At 37.5% G+C, this 18,478-nt stretch carries 14 protein-coding genes; 3 read left to right on the top strand and 11 right to left on the bottom strand.

Annotated elements, in window-relative coordinates:
• Window positions 1-612 precede the first annotated feature (612 nt).
• From DVW83_RS10490 to DVW83_RS10510, 5 genes are all read right to left on the bottom strand, one after another.
• On the bottom strand, window positions 613-2,115 hold the full coding sequence (locus DVW83_RS10490; protein ID WP_104661439.1) for a HAMP domain-containing sensor histidine kinase: 1,503 nt from the start codon (window positions 2,113-2,115) through the stop codon (window positions 613-615).
• Window positions 2,112-2,798 (bottom strand): response regulator transcription factor, encoded by a 687-nt coding sequence (locus tag DVW83_RS10495; RefSeq protein WP_005875038.1) that lies wholly within the window; start codon window positions 2,796-2,798, stop codon window positions 2,112-2,114. Before DVW83_RS10495 ends, DVW83_RS10490 begins: the two co-directional genes overlap by 4 nt.
• Before the next feature lie 186 nt (window positions 2,799-2,984).
• Window positions 2,985-4,406 (bottom strand): NADP-dependent phosphogluconate dehydrogenase, encoded by a 1,422-nt coding sequence (gene gndA, locus DVW83_RS10500; RefSeq protein ID WP_104661440.1) that lies wholly within the window; start codon window positions 4,404-4,406, stop codon window positions 2,985-2,987.
• A 215-nt stretch (window positions 4,407-4,621) separates the two neighbouring features.
• On the bottom strand, window positions 4,622-4,801 hold the full coding sequence (rpmF, locus tag DVW83_RS10505) for a 50S ribosomal protein L32 (RefSeq protein ID WP_002290970.1): 180 nt from the start codon (window positions 4,799-4,801) through the stop codon (window positions 4,622-4,624).
• 56 nt (window positions 4,802-4,857) lie between these two features.
• Window positions 4,858-5,427: a YceD family protein gene (locus DVW83_RS10510; RefSeq protein WP_104661441.1), complete on the bottom strand. Its 570-nt coding sequence runs from the start codon at window positions 5,425-5,427 to the stop codon at window positions 4,858-4,860.
• 580 nt (window positions 5,428-6,007) lie between these two features.
• On the opposite strand from DVW83_RS10510, the gene DVW83_RS10515 reads away from it, so the two are divergent.
• A complete protein-coding gene (locus tag DVW83_RS10515) occupies window positions 6,008-6,904 on the top strand; it encodes a LysR substrate-binding domain-containing protein (protein WP_104661442.1) in 897 nt (298 codons plus the stop codon).
• A 140-nt stretch (window positions 6,905-7,044) separates the two neighbouring features.
• On the opposite strand, the gene pyk is transcribed toward DVW83_RS10515, so the two are convergent.
• The 3 genes from pyk to dnaE form a co-directional block, all read right to left on the bottom strand.
• The gene (gene pyk, locus DVW83_RS10520) at window positions 7,045-8,829 is read right to left on the bottom strand and encodes a pyruvate kinase (protein WP_005875030.1); all 1,785 of its coding nucleotides are present in this window, start codon (window positions 8,827-8,829) and stop codon (window positions 7,045-7,047) included.
• Between the two features lie 210 nt (window positions 8,830-9,039).
• Entirely contained in the window at window positions 9,040-10,002 is a 963-nt protein-coding gene (gene pfkA / locus DVW83_RS10525; RefSeq protein WP_081134715.1) for a 6-phosphofructokinase, read from the bottom strand.
• A gap of 166 nt (window positions 10,003-10,168) precedes the next feature.
• Window positions 10,169-13,477, bottom strand: coding sequence for a DNA polymerase III subunit alpha (gene dnaE / locus DVW83_RS10530; RefSeq protein WP_104661443.1), 3,309 nt, complete (start codon window positions 13,475-13,477; stop codon window positions 10,169-10,171).
• Window positions 13,478-13,699: 222 nt separating this feature from the next.
• Here dnaE and DVW83_RS10535 point away from each other — a divergent pair, with 222 nt between their 5' ends.
• The gene (locus DVW83_RS10535; RefSeq protein WP_104661444.1) at window positions 13,700-13,888 is read left to right on the top strand and encodes a YjzD family protein; all 189 of its coding nucleotides are present in this window, start codon (window positions 13,700-13,702) and stop codon (window positions 13,886-13,888) included.
• Window positions 13,889-13,973: 85 nt separating this feature from the next.
• On the opposite strand, the gene DVW83_RS10540 is transcribed toward DVW83_RS10535, so the two are convergent.
• Window positions 13,974-15,170 carry a multidrug efflux MFS transporter gene (locus DVW83_RS10540; RefSeq protein WP_137239357.1) on the bottom strand — a complete coding sequence of 399 codons (1,197 nt, stop codon included), beginning with the start codon at window positions 15,168-15,170 and terminating at the stop codon, window positions 13,974-13,976.
• Between the two features lie 232 nt (window positions 15,171-15,402).
• Complete coding sequence (locus DVW83_RS10545) at window positions 15,403-16,839, bottom strand: NCS2 family permease (RefSeq protein WP_123863238.1); 1,437 nt, start codon at window positions 16,837-16,839, stop codon at window positions 15,403-15,405.
• Window positions 16,840-17,145: 306 nt separating this feature from the next.
• Between DVW83_RS10545 and DVW83_RS10550 the strand changes: the two genes are divergently transcribed.
• Entirely contained in the window at window positions 17,146-17,955 is an 810-nt protein-coding gene (locus tag DVW83_RS10550) for a Cof-type HAD-IIB family hydrolase (RefSeq protein ID WP_308666563.1), read from the top strand.
• A 217-nt stretch (window positions 17,956-18,172) separates the two neighbouring features.
• On the opposite strand, the gene DVW83_RS15565 is transcribed toward DVW83_RS10550, so the two are convergent.
• On the bottom strand, window positions 18,173-18,454 hold the full coding sequence (locus tag DVW83_RS15565; protein ID WP_224784445.1) for a hypothetical protein: 282 nt from the start codon (window positions 18,452-18,454) through the stop codon (window positions 18,173-18,175).
• Window positions 18,455-18,478: the final 24 nt, after the last annotated feature.

Consider the following 18,478-nt stretch of genomic DNA (forward strand, 5'->3'; position numbering starts at 1 on the left):
AATGTTTGTTGTCTTGAATCAATCAAGACGCCCTACACATTTGGTTTGTCTTACTTTGTTCAGTTTTCAAAGGTCTAATCTTTTTTGTTTTAACAACTCTTATATTTTAACAGATTCTTAAGTTTCTGTCAACAACTTTCTTTCAAAAGTTTTTTTCGAATTGTTTGTCGTGTTCTTAACGACTTGATTATCTTATCGCATTAGCTGTTATTTGTCAACAGCTTTTTTATTGATATAAAAGACTTTCAAGCTCCTATTTCTAAAACGACTTCGTTATTATAACACGATCCAAAATGTTCGTCAACATCTTTTTTTATGAAATGTAACAAGATTTTGAATATCGTTTTGTCAGAACAAATAATAATATATCAAGTACTTAAGTAAAATGCAATAGAAAAAATACATTTTTTTCTATTATTTCAAAACACGAATATTCACCGATACAAACGTGTTTTTTAACATTTTTTTCCTTATTTAAGCAACTTTTTTACTCGATATCGTCTGAAAAGTTCGGTTAGCCATAAAGTGTTTTTACCTTCTATTCTTTCTCCCATCCGTCTTTGTCTTTTTATTCGTCCTTTATAAAATAAAAAAACAAGCAAGGCACTTTCCTTACTTGTTTTCTTTTTTGATGATTGGAATGAAAATCCTAAAAATCGTTCCTTGGCCAACCACACTTTCTGCAATAATCTTCCCTTTGTAACTTTCTACTAATTGTTTGGCAATCGAAAGGCCTAAGCCATTGCCACCTTTTGTCCGTGCTCTTGCTTTATCAACTCTGTAGAATCGATTGAATATCTTATTCAGATCTTCTTGCGGTATCCCCTCCCCAAAGTCTTGGATAGCAATTTCAAATTCATTCAAAGTAGATGAAATCGAGATATGCACTTCTTTTCGATCTGTAGAATATTTTACAGCATTATCCAAGATAATAATGATCAATTGCTCGAAATGATTGCGATAGATCTGCAATGTCACTTCTTTTGTCAAATCATCGTCTAATGTAATAACGTAGTCCGGATAAAGTATCTTGAAGTTATTATACACTTGGTACGTTACTTCTTTCGCTAAGGTCGTCTCGTTTGCATAGTGGATGTCCACTTGTTCTGCTCGAGAAAGGTCCAGCATTTCTTGTACTAAGCTTTTCATTCTGCTGATTTCTTGCATGCTTGCAGTTAATGATTCTTCAAGTATTTCAGGATCATCTTTTCCCCAGCGATTCAGCAAGCTTAAATGACCTTCAATAATCGCGACAGGCGTTCTCAACTCATGAGAAACATCTTCTACGAATTGTTCTTGCTGTTCGATATATAGACGCATGCGATCGAGCATTTCATTGAATATCTCTGCTAAGTCGGCTAGTTCATCGTTTGTGTCTATCTCAGGCATGTGAATATCCGACTGTGGATCTTTTCGAATCGTATCCATCGTATCTCTCAAGAGCTTCAATGGTTTCAAGAAATAAGAGGACAGGAAGAACCCTAGTATGCTGCTCAAGATCAACGAAACGATCTCTAAGACTATCAGCGTCAACAAAAGCTTATTGCGGATATCATAAAAAGAAGAAAGCTCATAAAAACTTTGAGCGTACCCGATTTTTTCTCGTGTTTCTTTGGAATAGATCGGTTGTACCGAAAGGAAGCCTGTCTTTCCATCCAAGGTAACGATCGTTGGGACTTTCCGTGTTGCTTGGATCAGCGAACGGTCTTTCTCATGTGTTTTGAAAATCAATTTTTCATCTAGATCATATACATATAAGTCCATTGATTCTTGGCCTAATTCTGAAATAAAAGAATCGATCTTCATCAAATTCCCTTCAATGATCGACGTGTCATTCACACTGCCATCTCGATCTCTTGAATTTGTCAAGTTTCGATAAGTGTTAACAAGCGTTAATTCCTCATCTGAGTTAGCCAAACGAGAAGTAACCTCTGAGATCGTTCTTTCTACATTGTTTCTTTCTTTCGCAACGAGAAGGTTGATCGATGACTTATACGTGATGACTGCGAAAATAGTAAACACTACAAATATAAAGAAAGAACTTGCAAAGGCCCACTTGATAGTCAAGGAGGGACCTTTAAGTTCTCTTTTTTCTGATTTTTTTTGTTTTATCACGAGCGCATCACATAACCTGTTCCACGAACTGTTTGGATATAGCTTTCTTCTCCAGGAACATCGATTTTATTACGAAGATAACGAATATAAACATCTACAACGTTTGTTTCGACTTCTGTTTCATATCCCCATACTTTATTTAACAAAACGTCACGCGCTAACACAACATTGACATTTTCCATCAGCGTAAGTAATAGTTCGTATTCACGTTTTGTGAGTTCGATCACTTCACTGCCACGTCGTACAACACGATTTTCTTTTTCAATCGTCAAATCACGATAAGTAATTGTTGTTTGTTTCGCTACATTTTTGTCGCCTTCGATATCAATTCGACGTAATAATGCACGTAAGCGGGCTAACAATTCTTCAATTGCAAATGGTTTAACGATATAGTCATCTGCTCCATGATCTAATCCGGAAACGCGATCAATGACTGAATCTCTAGCAGTCATCATAATGATTGGCGTATTCTTCACTTGACGCACTCGTCTGCAGACTTCTAGTCCATTTAATTCTGGCAACATCAAGTCCAACAAAATAGCATCCCATTCATTGTTCAGGGCCGCATCTAATCCTGTACGTCCATTATAATGAACTTCTGCATTATAACCTTCATGCTTTAATTCCAACTCGACAAATCGAGCCAAGTTCTTTTCATCTTCAATGATTAGAATATTACTCATTAATCTTTTTTCCTTTCTCTCTACGTGCTTATTCAAAACTATATTATTATACCGATAATCTATTTAAAAATCTACATTCATTTTAGCATGGATACAAATTTTTAAAAAGAGCTGAAGTCCTTTCATATCGATCGACTTCAGCTCTTTCGTCATTTTTTATTCAATCATTCGCGAAAAGTAGAAAGATTACTCTTCATGATACCAAGAATAGTGGAAGATCCCTTCTTTGTCCACACGTTCATACGTATGAGCACCAAAATAATCACGTTGTGCTTGGATGATGTTTGCTGGCAAGCGTTCTGCTCTATAAGAATCAAAATAGGCAATTGCAGAAGAAAATGTTGGGACAGGTACACCAGCTTGGACAGCTAATGCAACGACATCTCTGACAGCCTGTTGATATTTTTTAGTGATATCCACAAAATAGTCATCTAACAAAAGATTTTCGATATCAGATTCTTTATCATAAGCATCTGTGATCTTTTGTAAGAACCGTGCACGAATGATACAACCAGCACGCCAGATTTTAGCGATCTCACCAAATGGTAGATCCCATCCATATTCTTTAGAAGCTACCCGTAATTGCGCAAATCCTTGAGCGTAACTCATGATTTTGCTGAAATAAAGAGCTTCACGGATTTTCTCAACAAGTTCTTTTTTATCTCCTGTAAATTCAAAGTCGTTTGTACGAGTTAGAATTTCACTTGCTTGCACACGTTCCTCTTTGTAGGCTGAAATGTAACGTGCAAAAACTGATTCTGTAATCAAAGGTAATGGAACACCTAGATCTAGCGCACTTTGACTTGTCCATTTACCTGTGCCCTTATTTCCTGCTGCATCTAAAATGACATCAACGATCGGTTTACCTGTACCTTCATCGTCTTTTCTCGTTAAAATATCCGCAGTGATCTCGATCAAGTAGCTATCCAGTTCCCCTTGATTCCATTCCTTGAAGATATCTGCCATCTCATCTACTGAAAGGCCTAAGATATTTTTCATCAAGTCATACGATTCAGCAATCAATTGCATATCGCCATATTCGATACCATTGTGTACCATTTTTACATAATGACCAGCACCATTAGGGCCGATGTAAGTAACACAAGGTGCGCCATCTTCTGCTTTAGCAGAGATCTGTTCTAAGATCGGTGCAACTAATTCATACGCTTCTTTTTGTCCACCAGGCATGATTGAAGGGCCTTTTAACGCGCCTTCTTCTCCGCCGGAAACACCGGTACCGATAAAGTTGATCCCTGAATTTGCAAGTTCTTCATTACGGCGAATCGTATCTTTGAAGAATGTATTTCCGCCATCAATCAAAACGTCCCCTTTATCTAAATGGGGAAGCAATTCTTGGATCGTTGCATCCGTTGCGGGACCAGCTTTGACCATCAAAAGAATTCGACGAGGTTTTTCGATTGAATCTACAAATTCTTCGATTGTGTAAGTCGCTTTGAAGTTTTTATCTGGATGTTCCTCCACCACGGCAGTTGTCTTTGAACCCGTACGATTGAATAAGGCAACTGAATAGCCACGGCTTTCAATATTAAGGGCTAAGTTTTTACCCATTACGGCCATACCGACAACGCCGATTTGTTGTTTTGACATATGAACTCCTCCTACATGTGGGATGTTCTCCCTAATCTCTCTCATTATAGCTTAACATTGTCTCATTGCAAACCAAAGAAGCACATATTTTTATGTTGCAACTCTTTTCGTCATAGAAAACTTAAATTTCCTCGATTTTTGAATAAGGAACAAAAAATAAACCTCAAGGCTCCATGGTTAGCCTTGAGGTTTTTACATTTTCTAATTAAAATGTATTAAGCTTCTTTAGACATTACGTCCTTACCATCATAGTAACCACAATTTGCACATACGTGATGGCTTTTTTTCATTTCACCACAGTTAGGACATTCGTTTAAACCTTTGATTGTCAATTTGTAGTGTGTACGACGTTTTGCTTTTTTAGCTTTTGATGTTCTTCTAGCTGGTACTGCCATTTTGCTACACCTCCTTGTAAAGTCTTGCATCATAAATGACACAATATATTCCAATCTTACGCTTTATCGTCCTCATTTGACGTTGCATCAAAAAGTTCAGATAATTTTGCAAGACGAGGATCTACTTTTGTTTCAGCTTCTTCCAGTTTTCTGCGTTCGTATTCTTCTTCAGAAACAACTTCCCAATCTGTTCCTTTAGGAAAATCGGTCGTTTTTTCTTCTTCTTCAGTCAATACACGCATTGGAATTGCCAATAAAATGTTGTCTTCGATCGATTCTGTCAAATCAAGTTTTGCATCTTCTATCAACAAAATCTCTTCTGCAGACAATTGATCGTCTCTGAGTTGGTACTGTTCCTTTGTCATAAACAGTTCATCTACTGTAAAATCCATGGGTAATGCAACTGGTTCTAACGAACGAGTTGACGGTACGGTCAGAGTCGTCTGCACAGTGTAATGGACAAGATAGCCTTGATTATCAACTGAAACGAGCCCATCGACTGTAACAGGCGCAACATCTAATATCAAATTGTCTCGCTTCATAAGATCCTCTTTAAGATCAAGGGTCTCATGAAAAGTTAACGGTGTCTCTTGGTATTTTCTCAATTCCAGTAAAGACCATTTCATTCTCTCATCACTCCTAAGCAACAAAAGCAATTATACAGGGCAAAAACGTCGTTGTCAATGAAATTTTCTTGACACCTTACACTTCATAAAAAAACACAAAGTAAATCGAGAATATCTATCCATCTTGATTGCCTAATATGGAATAAACGTTTGATTCTCTTTGTTTTCAACTGTACTGATTTCGTTTCCACTACTACAGGGACAACAACAAATAAAATAGTGCTTATTAAGTATACATCATTAATATTTGAGCCTACTACATATTTTGCATCAGGTGATTCATTTCCTGTTATTGGTAAAATGGCACACATCAACAATCAACCGAGAGGCGAAAATTTGTTTCCATAACGAGTATTGTTTTAAAGAAATTCCCGCGGATACTGATAAAAAAAATAAATTGCTGTGCTAAAAATAATCAAAGAATAATGCATACGACATTTCCAACTGACTGAATGCAAAGGATTTACTACGTGTTCGATACTTCATTTGTTTAACTGATCAGTGCAGTCGCTTCTGTTTGATATAGACAACGATATGGATTACAATAAACATTATTTATATGAAGGTGCAGGGGATATTTATGAATACAAGAGATATTGAATATTATGTCCAGATCGTGAAACAAAAAAATTTTACCAAAGTCGCAAAATATTTTCAGGTTAGTCAGCCAACTATTACATATGCGTTGCAACGCCTAGAAAGAGAGTTAGGGGCAGCACTTATCACCAGAGATCGTTCCCATCATGAATTGATTATTACCCCAGCAGGCAAACAATTATTTCTCCATGCTCAATCGATTTTACAAGAAATCAAGATGGCAAAAGCGGAAATCACTCAATTACAGAAAAAGAAACTTCGGTTTGGGATGCCACCTATCATCGGTAATGAGTACTTTCCAAAACTATCTAGCTATTTTATCAAACATCAGCTGATGGAACAAATTGAGATTACAGATGGTGGCTCTAGAGACCTTTACGGAATGATCCATGAGGGAAGAATCGATTTGGCAGTCTTAGGATCAACGCAACCAATCGTTGACCAAAAACTTGAAGTAGAGTTGCTTCTGGATAAACGGTTCATGATCGTTGTTTCTAAAACACATCCACTGGCACAACATGAAGTCTTATCTTTCAAAGACTTAGTAGATGAACAGTTTGTTTTGTTGAATGAACATTACGTCCATCCAGCAGCTTTCACCAAATTGTCTAAACAAGCCCATGTTGAACCCAAAATCGTCTATCAAAGTAACGACTTGGCTATTTTGAAAAGTATGATACGTGAAAATATCGGAATCGGCTTTCTGACAGAGATCGCGATTCATCCTGAAGATAATCTTGTTTCTATCCCACTCTCAGAGGAGATCCAACCGCGTTTTCTAATTTCATTAGCAAAAAGAGCCCAACAAATCACTACCCCACTGCAAGAAAAAGTTATTGAAGTGATCCATGAATTTATGAAGACCCAAAAAAAGCCATAAATAATTTATTCAACTACACAGAACATGAAAAATACATTTAACTTCTGCTTGTTTTGATAAAGCGAGCTTAGAATAGCCAAAAAAAGAAGGAATGACAAAAATATTGTCATTCCTTCTTTTAAGTTAGCGAGCTAAATGGATTAGATAGCTGTTGTTTCGCCACGGTAAACAATACCACGACGTGAGTCAACAGTGATCAATTCGCCATCAACGATTGTTGAAGTTGCTTCTTTCGCACCAACGATTACAGGAATATCTTGAGCAATTCCTACAACTGCTGCGTGTGAAGTCAATCCGCCTTCTTCAACGATAACTGCTGCTGCTTTTTCGATTGCTGGCATATATTCTTTGTCAGTTGTTGGTACAACTAGAACCATACCATCTTTTGCTTTTTTGATTGCTTCTTCAGCTGATGAAGCAACGACTGCATTTGCAACGACTGATTTTTGACCAACGCCTTGAGCTTCTAATAATTTAGAACCAATCATTTGAATTTTCATAACGTTAGTTGTTCCACGTTCACCAACTGGAACACCAGCAGTGATCAAGATCAAGTCGCCTTCTGATGCAAAACCTAAATCAACAGCTTTTTGAGCAGCTAATTCAAACATTTCATCAGTTGTTGATGGTTTTTCAGCAACTGTTGGGTAAACACCCCAGTTAAGCATCAAACCACGTTTTGTGCGTTCGTCAAAAGTAACAGCCAAGATGTCAGCATCTGGACGGTATTTTGAAATCATTTTAGCTGTATAACCAGATTCAGTTGCAGCAACGATTGTTTTAACGCCTAAGTTTTTAGCAGCACGAGCTACTGATAAACCGATTGTTTCAGTTACATCTGTTTTGTCAAATTCGTTCAATTGGAAAGTACCTAATTCAGCTAAAGCATTTTCAGCTTCTTGATCGATACGAGCCATTGTTGAAACAGCTTCAACTGGATAGTCACCATTTGCAGATTCACCTGATAACATTGTTGCATCAGTTCCGTCAAATACAGCGTTAGCAACGTCAGAAGCTTCGGCACGTGTTGGACGTGGGTTTTCTTGCATTGATTCTAACATTTGAGTAGCTGTGATAACAGGGATTCCTGCAGCGTTACACTTTTTGATGATACGTTTTTGAACCATTGGTACAAGTTCAGCTGGAATTTCAACACCCATATCTCCACGAGCGATCATAACGCCGTCAGAAACTTTGATGATATCATCGATGTTGTCTATACCTTCTTGAGATTCGATTTTAGGGAAGATTTGAACATGTGTCATGTCTTTTTCTTCTAAAATTTCACGAATGTCTAATACGTCTTGTGCTTTACGAACAAAACTTGCAGCGATAAAGTCGATGTCATTGTCTAAACCAAAACGGATATCATCTGCATCTTTAGGTGTGATCCCTGGCAAGCTGATTGAAACGCCTGGTGCATTTACACCTTTACGTGATCCAAGCATACCTGCATTTTTAACTTCAACAACTAATTCACGAGTTGCTTCATCTTTTTCAAGGATTTCCATATCGATCAAGCCATCATCGAATAATACATGTCCACCTACATGTACATCATCGAATAAGCCTGGGTAAGTTACAGCAATTTTTTCTTTCGAGCCTACGTGTTCAGGGTCCATTGAAATACGAGTTTTATCTCCTACTTCAAATTTGATGTATCCTGCACGACCAAAATCAGCTTCTGTTGTGCCTTGAACAGTTGTACGAATTTCAGCACCTTTTGTATCTAAAAGAATACCTACATCTTTACCTGTTTTTTTAACAGCTTCACGAACCATTTCCATACGTGATAATTGTTCTTCATGGTCTCCATGTGAAAAGTTAAAGCGGAAGACATTTGCCCCAGATTCGATCAATTTAGAAATAATTTCTACTGAGTTACTAGCTGGTCCTAATGTACTAACGATTTTGGTTTTTTTCATTTTACAAAACTCTCCCATTCAATTTTGTTTATTTAAAGCCGATTAAAGCCTAAATATCTTCAGATAATGAGCGTGGGAGCAGAAGCAACTCCTTCGTAAAATAAGTCGAAATTCACAAAAATTTGAAAAGCAATTTTCGTTGATTTCTTCTTATTTTTCGGAGTTAAACACTTCTGTCCCAGTCTCATAGTTCAAATAACTTTTTCACTCTTAGAATGAAAGTGAATTATTCAAATCATATAATGATAAATCTGGTTTATGCTTGTTGTTTTCTAATGTATCGATGATGTCAGAAGCAACCATATCATTGTTATGGATACCGACACATAGTCCACCCTTACCTGCTTGTAGCAATTCAACAGCATATGCGCCAAATTTACTTGCTAACACACGGTCACGCGCACTTGGAGATCCACCGCGAACAACGTGTCCTAAGATAGATACACGTGTATGATAGTCACCATATTCAGAAAGTTTATCAGCGAATTCATTTCCGCCCATAACGCCTTCTGCTAAGATGATCAAGCAATGTTTTTTCCCACGATCGCGGCCTTCTTGGATTTTTTTAGCAACAACTGCCATATCAAAATCATGTTCAGGGATGATGATTTCATCTGCGCCACCCGCAACACCTGACCACAAAGCGATATCTCCAGCATTACGTCCCATTACTTCAATAACGAATGTACGTACGTGTGAAGTAGCAGTATCACGGATACGGTCAATTGATTCTAATACTGTATTGATTGCTGTATCAAAACCAATTGTGAAATCTGTTCCTGGAATATCATTATCGATTGTTCCTGGAATACCCACTGCTGGGAATCCACGTTTTGTCAATGCCATAGCACCATGATATGATCCGTCACCACCGATAACAACTAAACCTTCAATACCGAATTTTTTCAATTGTTCGATTCCTTTTAATTGTCCTTCTTCTGTCGCAAATTCTGGGTAACGTGCAGAGTACAAGAATGTACCGCCACGTTGAATCTTATCGCCCACATCAGCTACATCTAAGCGACGAATATCTCCTGCCACTAAACCAGCAAATCCATAATTGATCCCGTATACTTCTAAACCTTCATAAATTCCTTTACGAACAACGGCACGAACAGCTGCGTTCATTCCAGGTGCATCTCCGCCACTGGTCAAAATTCCAATGCGTTTCATAATAAACATTCACCTCATTAAATTACTTTATCCTAAGCAGCGCTTAGGTTTATAACCTTCTTGCGTTAACCACGACTAACATTCTAACATTATTTTTGCTACTTGTCTTGATTTACAGATAAAAAAATGAAAAAAAATGAAAGCAAGTAGTATTTTTTACCGTAAGTTATTTGAAAACAACATTTTCTTCTTGTAATAAGTAAGCTAATTGCTTCTTTAAATTAACACTTGCATCCACCCAGTAAGCCTCTGCTAGTACCACTTTTCGCTGATCCTTTTCATGATACATCACTACAGGAACATAGCCTGGATGTTTTTGAAAAATTCCTTGCAATTGTTTCATCGTTTGAGGATCATCTACTTCTTCTTTGATTCTTAAAAAACAAGTTTGATCTGGATACTGTTTCTCCAAAGTCTCAGGGTCAGAAAATACTTCACCAATCAGTTGTAATTCTTGATTGTAATTGCTGATTTCCGTTCTCCCCTGGACAAAGATCACTTTGTTTACCTCAAATAATTTACGAAACTGTCGGTACGTTTTCGGGAAAACGGTGATGGCTATTTCGCCGCTGATATCTGTTCCCTCAACAAATGCCATCAATTCTCCTTTTTTCGTTCTGATTTCTCGAATCTCTTTGATCATGACAAGCAGACATGTTGCTTGTTTGGCAACGATCTCGGTGACTAAACGGATATTTTTAGCCATTTTCAATCGTTCATATCCTTCTGTAGGGTGTCCAGAAAGGTAGACGCCTAGATATTCTTCTTCGAGTTTCAGTTTTTCTTCAAGCGGATAGTCAGCCACTTCTTCTTCTTTTAATGCCATGATCCCCAGCAGATCGATACTTCCACCACTGTATACAACATTTTGGATCTTGCCTTCTAGATCAAGCATCAATTGTTTTCTATTAGGCGAAAGTTCATCAAATACGCCCACCGCGACTAAGGATTGAAGTAAGTCTAATTTTAGCCAGCGTTTGTCTAGGCGGATCAAAAATTGATCCACTGATTGATAGGCTCCATTTTCTTTTCTATCCTTCAGTATGTCTTCAATGAAATCTCTTCTTACCCCTTTGATCGCAGTTAAGCCAAAACGAATTTCTTCTTTATTGATTAGCTCGAATCCGTAATAACTCTGATTGATAGAAGGCGCAACTAATTTTAGTTTCTTTTTGCGTGCTTCTGCAATATATTCCTTTAACTTCGTTGTATTGTGGCGAACAGAGTTCATTAAACTAGCAAAGAATGCGCCAGGATGATGTGCTTTGAGATAAGCCATTTGAAAACCTACAAAAGAGTAAGCAAACGCATGGGAACGATTGAAGCCATAGTTTGCAAACCGCTCGATATAATCATATACTTCAACCGCTTTTTCTCTCGAATATCCTTGCTGAATTGTACCATTCACAAAATGCTCTCGTTCTTTATCGATCACTTCTTTTTTCTTTTTACTGATCGCTCTTCTAAGAATGTCTGATTGTCCAAGTGAGAACCCAGCCATTTTAGTCGCAATTTGCATGATCTGTTCTTGATAAACGATCACGCCGTAAGTATTTTTCAGAATCGGCATCAATGAATCATCAGGATAATTGATTGCCTCTTTGCCTTTTTTCCGTGCGATAAATGTATCGATATTTTGCATCGGACCTGGTCGATAAAGCGCATTGACCGCTGCAATATCTTCAATGTTTTCCGGCCCTAGCCTTCTTAATACATTACGGATACCAGCTGATTCAAATTGAAAGACACCTGTCGTATCCCCTTGTTGAAACAACAAAAGTGTTTGGGGATCATTCAATGGGATTTGTTTGATCGGCAACTCTTTTTTCTCTACTTTTTTGATGACTTTCAGCGTATAGTCGATGATTGAAAGATTTCTTAAACCTAAGAAGTCCATTTTCAATAATCCGATTGCTTCGACATCATTCATCGTATATTGAGTCAGAAATGCTTCGTCCGAACCCTTTTGCAAGGGTACTAACTCTAAAAGATTTTTATCACTGATAACTACACCAGCTGCATGGGTGGAAACATGTCTAGGAAGCCCTTCTAAAATTATGGCTGTTTTGAATAACAACTGATTTTTTTCATTCGCATTCACTAATTCCACCAAATTTTTAGATGCTTGATATGCTTCTTTCAATGTGATTTTTAATTGATTAGGAATTGCTTTAGACCAACGATTTGCTTCACTTTTAGAAAGACCAAACACTCTGGCAACATCTCGTAGCACCATTTTCGCTGCCATTGTACCAAAGGTAGCGATTTGGGACATATGGTATTGTCCGTATTTTTCTCTTACATAATTTAATACGTCTTCTCTTCGATTGTCTGGTATATCAAGGTCGATATCCGGCATCGTATATCGTTCTGGATTTAAAAAACGTTCAAATAACAGATCATACTTCAAAGGGTCCACATCTGTAATTTCTAATATATATGCTACTAACGAACCGGCAGCAGACCCACGACCTGCTCCGGTAACGATGTTGTTTTGATGTGTAAATGCCATGACATCCCAGACGATCAGAAAATAATCATCAAATCCCATTTGATGGATCACGGATAATTCATAAGTCAGCCGTTCTTGATATTCTGGTGTGATCTGTGCCAGACGCTTGCTTAATTGTGTCTGACATAATTCATCAAGATATTCTCCTGCTGTTTTATTTCCTGGTACGGGATAATTGGGAAGAAGTTTTTGATGAAACTGGAACTCAAAGGAAATTGAATTGGCTAACCGTTGCGCACCTTCCAACGCTTTAGCCAAATTTGCCTCTTGAAAACGGGTCATCACTTCTTTCTCAGAAAGAAGAAAGCCTTTTCCCATTTTATTTTGTTGTTGTGTAAGCTCTTCTAAAGGGAGTTGACTTCCCTCTTTGATATGTTTCATCGTCTCTAAAGCAAATAGTTCCTCTTCTCGAAGACTAGCAATCGGATGTAACGCACAAAGCGATTCATTGTTTTTTACTAAAAAATCGAGCCACTTTTGTTCACTATCTGTATCAGACACCCCCACGTAGAAATCTTGTGGGGCAACTTTTGATTTCACTGATTGCCAATGGGTCTCAAAATTTTTTGCAACCTCAAAATCATTTTTTATGGAATGCTGTGTCGGGATAACAAAGATCAAATGATCTGTTTCATTGAAATCATCTAACAACAAATTTTCTTGGATCATTTTTTTACTTGAAAGCTGCATCAACTGTTGATAACCGGTAGTATCTTTCGCGTAAACTAATAGATCATACGGTCGTTCTTCATAACTATACGAAATAACTGCGCCTATGATTGGTTTGATACCTTCCTTGATGCAGGTCTGATAGAACTCAGGAACGCCATAGAGAACATTTTGATCGGTGATTGCCAGTACAGAATAGCCTGATTTCTTTGCTTCTTGGATATAATCCGTCACACGGATCGTACTTTGTAGTAGGGAATAGGACGTTTTAGTATAAAGCTGTGGGAAAAACATATTCATTCCACCTTTTATATAATTAGACAGTCGTTTATAGTTAAGTTTGATTCTAACTTTTACTGTGAATTGATCACGCTCTAACGAACGCTCTGTTTTGTATGTATTCTTCTTATTCTATCATACGGGATAATAAAATCATAAAACTTGCTTTTTTACAACCTGGTTTCTTTACATTCATGAAAAATCTGGTAAACTGATCTTAGAAAAGAGGTGTTCTTTATGCGATATATCGTAACATTATTTTGGTCATTTGTGTTAGGTCAAGTCGTAGGTTACATTGGCGGTGCTCTAACAAAGGGTGCATATGATTTCACTTTAACAACGATCATTTCTTTGATTGCAGGCGTTATTGTCATTTTACTTGGTGCAGTTGCTGTACCTAAAAAAGAAGCCTCATCACATTCATAAAAATAAAGCGAGGGTGAGACTTTGTCTCACCCTTTTTTCAATTTCCAATCAAATTGATAGCTTTGAAATTCCCATCAAACTATCCTCACAATTTTTGATGAAGGACCTTCCTGAAGTTAAATAATGACAAAAAGATATTTGATAGAACAAACAGGCTTGTCACAATAAATACTGCACTGTAATTGAAGGCATGTGCAACAGTGGAGCCTAACATTGGGCATAATACTTGTCCAAAGTTACTAAACATTTGGTTATAACTATACACTCGACTGACTCCCTCAGTTGGTGTGATTTTACTAATAAGCGTATTGATAGATGGCATCAACGCACCTGTCGAAAATCCTAGGATAAACCGCAGTATTCCAAGTTGCAAGGGAGTAGTCACAAATGCCATAGGTAGGTAACAACAAGCGGACATTACCAAGCCAGCTAATAAAACTTTTTGATTACCGATCTTATCACCGAGTTTCCCTAATTTTGGCGATGAGAACACAGCAGAAACACCGGCAACCGAAACGATCAATCCGCTGACAAACAGGATATTTTCTGAACTACCACTCAATTGACGGATATATAAGGTCAATATCGGGCTGATCGTCGTGATCCCGATTTGCAGGATCAACGTTGTCACAAAAAGACCAACCAAAATAGAGAAATGATCCATTTTTGAGAATAACTCTTTCGTACTGATCAAATCTTTCTTTTCAATTGGATGGAAATCTTCTTTTACTAGGAAAATCGTCAACATCGTTGTTGTTAACAGCAGCCCCCCCGTGATCAGAAAAACATTTTCCATCCCAAACCACTGTGCTAATGCACCACCCATCGAAGGGCCAATCAAATTTCCCGCGATTGCCCCAGTTGATAACGTCCCTAGCGCCCAACTGCTTTTTTCTTTTGGCGCTTGCGATGCGATCATTGCAGTAGCATTCGGAATGTAACCAGACAAGATCCCATTTAAAAAACGCATGATCAACAACCAATAGACATTCGGTACAAAAGCAAGAGAACCCATTGTAAATGTCATGCCGGCAGCTGCTCGGATCATCATGATTTTACGCCCTTTCCGGTCAGCCAAATTACCCCAAATCGGCGCCACGATCGCAGAAGCGAACGCGGTCACTGAAATGGCTAACCCAGAAAACAATTCAATCTGGTCTTTGGGTGTTCCTAATTGTTCAACATAAACTGGTATAAATGGCATAACTAAACTAATACTTGAGCCCGTAAAGAAACAACCGATCCAAGTAATGATCAAATTTTTCCTCCATTGATTCTTCATCTATCATCCCTCTTTCATCTCTTTCATAATACCTTATTTTTTCGCCCCTATGCAATCGATGTATCGAGATAATCGGAAAATATTCTGAATATTCTGAATTTTTAATTTACCTATTTCTGTTACTTATATTTTATCAGTGAAGGCTATTTGTGACAAAAAAACGCCCTCAACTAACTGAGAACAGTTAGCGAGAGCGAGTTCAATTTTTTTATAACTAATTTTCAATAAAAAATTAGATTGTTGCTAGGATGATAAAATTAATGATGAATAAAATGTCTACAACCCACAAAGCAATTGAAACATCTTTTGCTTTTCCATTCACTACTTTGACAATCGTGTAGAAAATGAATCCTGCAGCAATCCCATAAGAGATGCTGTAGCATAAGCCCATAAAGATCGATGCGAAGAATGCTGGCAATGCTTCTTCCATATCAAGCCATTTGATGTCTGCAAATGATGCCATCATCATTACCCCTACTAGAATCAATGCAGGAGCAGTTGCTTGTGTTGGAACGATTGCAATTAGAGGAGAAAGGAAACTACTTAAGGCAAACAATACTGCGACTACCACAGAAGTTAATCCTGTACGACCTCCTGCTCCGATCCCTGCAGCAGACTCAACATAAGTAGTCGTATTTGATGTACCGAAAATTGCCCCAACTGATGTAGCAATAGCATCTGCAAACAATGCTTTATCCATCTTAGTTTTGAACCCTCTGCCATCTTCTAGTGCATCTTCATCCGCTTTAGAGAAGATTCCTGTGCGACGACCAGTTCCGATGAATGTACCAATCGTATCAAAAGTATCAGACAAGCTAAACGCAATGATTGTCATCAACACTTGAGGAATCTTTGAAGAATCACTGAATAATGATTGCATCCCTTCTTTGCCAAAAGCAGCTCCGAAAGTTGTACCTAATTCGTTGATCGAACTTCCTAGAGAGTTCGCTTTCCAATCAATTGTACCTAAATCAACTACACCCATTAAGATACCTAAAACTGTTGTCACCACAATCCCGATCAAAATAGCCCCACGGATATTCTTTACAACTAAAATTGCTGTAAATACTAAACCAATAACTGCTAATAAAATTGGTGCATTATTGAAATTTGCTAAAGCGGGAACGATACCGCCGTTAATTGTCACATTTGTCACTTTACCACCTTCAACAACAGAACTAGTGATTGCTGATTGATCCGCTGAAAAAGATAAGAAACCTGCATTTTTGATACCCACGTAAGCAACAAAGATTCCAATTCCTCCGCCAATGGCATTTTGTAGGCTTTCTGGAATAGCATGGATGATCATTTTACGAATTTTTGTTACCGTAATAAAAATATTGATCAACCCACAAATAAAGACCATTGCTAACGCTTGTTGCCAAGAATACCCTAATCCAAAAACAACAGTAAATGTAAAGAAGGCATTAAGTCCCATCCCCGGAGCCTGTGCATAAGGAACGTTGGCGAACAACCCCATCACTAATGTTCCAATAACTGAAGCAATGATCGTTGCTAGAAAGACCGCCTGAAATGGCATTCCTGATGCAGATAAAATGGTTGGATTCACAAATAAGATGTAACTCATTGCAAAGAAAGTCGTGATCCCCGCCATCATTTCTGTTGATACATTCGTATTATTCTTCTTTAACTGGAAAAACTTTTCCATAAAACTTCCACTCCCTGACTTTTTTCTAACGGAAAGCTTAATAATTTATATACCAATAAGACAAAATAATGCATTCCATCGAACAATTTCAAATTATAAGGTTGATTCATTCGTTTTTCAATAAAAAAATGAAAAAAAAACTAAAAAAATAGAATAATGTTCGCGTTTTACTTTGTATGTACTTTCAATCTAGGAACATTAAGTTATTTTTTTCGTATCCGCTTTTAGCTGACCTAAGTTGTATCTTGTTTATTCACTAAAATATGCTAGACTTAAACAAACATCGCTTTGAAGGGAATGACATTTTTGAATAAAAAACTCATTGCAATTGATTTAGATGGAACTACTTTGAATCAAGACTCACTGATCACTTCTAAAACCGAAAATACGTTAAAGAAAGCCGTGGCAGCTGGTCACCATGTCAGCATTGCTACTGGGCGGCCTTTTAGAATGAGTTACCAATATTATCAACAACTAGGATTAACCACGCCCATGGTCAATTTTAACGGCGCTCTAGTCCATATCCCTAACAAACATTGGGCACAAGAAAAAGAAACTTCAATCGATAAACAAATTGTTTTTGATATTTTGGCTCAAAAACGACAGTTGAACTTAGAGTTTATCGCTGCTGAAAATCGTGAGACTTTCTTTATTGACAGCTTTGATTTTTTTGATGCCAAAATCTTTGCTTCTGCAAAACCTAGCCCACAAAATCTACTATCACCACAGAACTTGACAACTAATCCGACTTCACTATTAGTAAGAACGGAAAAATGTTACGCGGAACAGGTTTCGTCAGAGTTGACCCGTCAATTTGGTCAATTTGTAGATGTTCGTACTTGGGGCGGACCAATGGCCATTTTGGAAATCGTCTCAAAAGGGATCGAAAAAGCCAAAGGTGTCCACCGTATCGCAAATTATCTTGACATTGATCAAAAGGATATTATCGCTTTTGGTGATGAACATAATGATCTTGAATTATTGGAATACGCCGGGTGGGGAGTTGCCATGAAAAATGGCACTGATCAATTGAAAGGTGTTGCAAATGATGTTACCGACCTATCCAATCAAGAAGATGGGTTAGCAGCTTACCTTGAGGATCTACTTGCTTTATAAAGCCTAAAAAACAATCCAGACTAAAACGTTGTTTGACGTTTCAGTCTGGATTGTTTTTTATACGCTTATTTTGTAGCTAACAAGTCATCTTATTCTCTGTTTTTTACCGAAATCTTTAACTGTAGCAACACTATCAATAAGATCGGCAAGAGAACGTATACGCCCGTCACCAAAAGATTGCTTTCTTTTTGCAATCGTAATAGAGCCGTCACACCATTCAGATAGATGAACCAAAAAACAGTAATAAAATTATTTCACTGGGATTTTTTACCATGATCGGCACTAACAGACAACATACAAACAAAAATAAAACTATCAATTCACTATTTTGTTGATTCCTTTGTCCTTTAGAAACAGTTCTCAACCAATCATAAGCACCATTTGTTTGTGTTTGACTACCTAGCAATGAGATCGAACCGATTGCCAGGATGAATAAAATAGGCAAGACCACTTCATTCAAAACAGAATGTGATACGATCCATGGTGGTATCCACATCAATATGATCCCTACTAAATATCAAAG

It is taken from the genome of Enterococcus sp. VV15 (assembly GCF_005236045.1).
GTDB lineage: Bacteria > Bacillota > Bacilli > Lactobacillales > Enterococcaceae > Enterococcus_B > Enterococcus_B durans.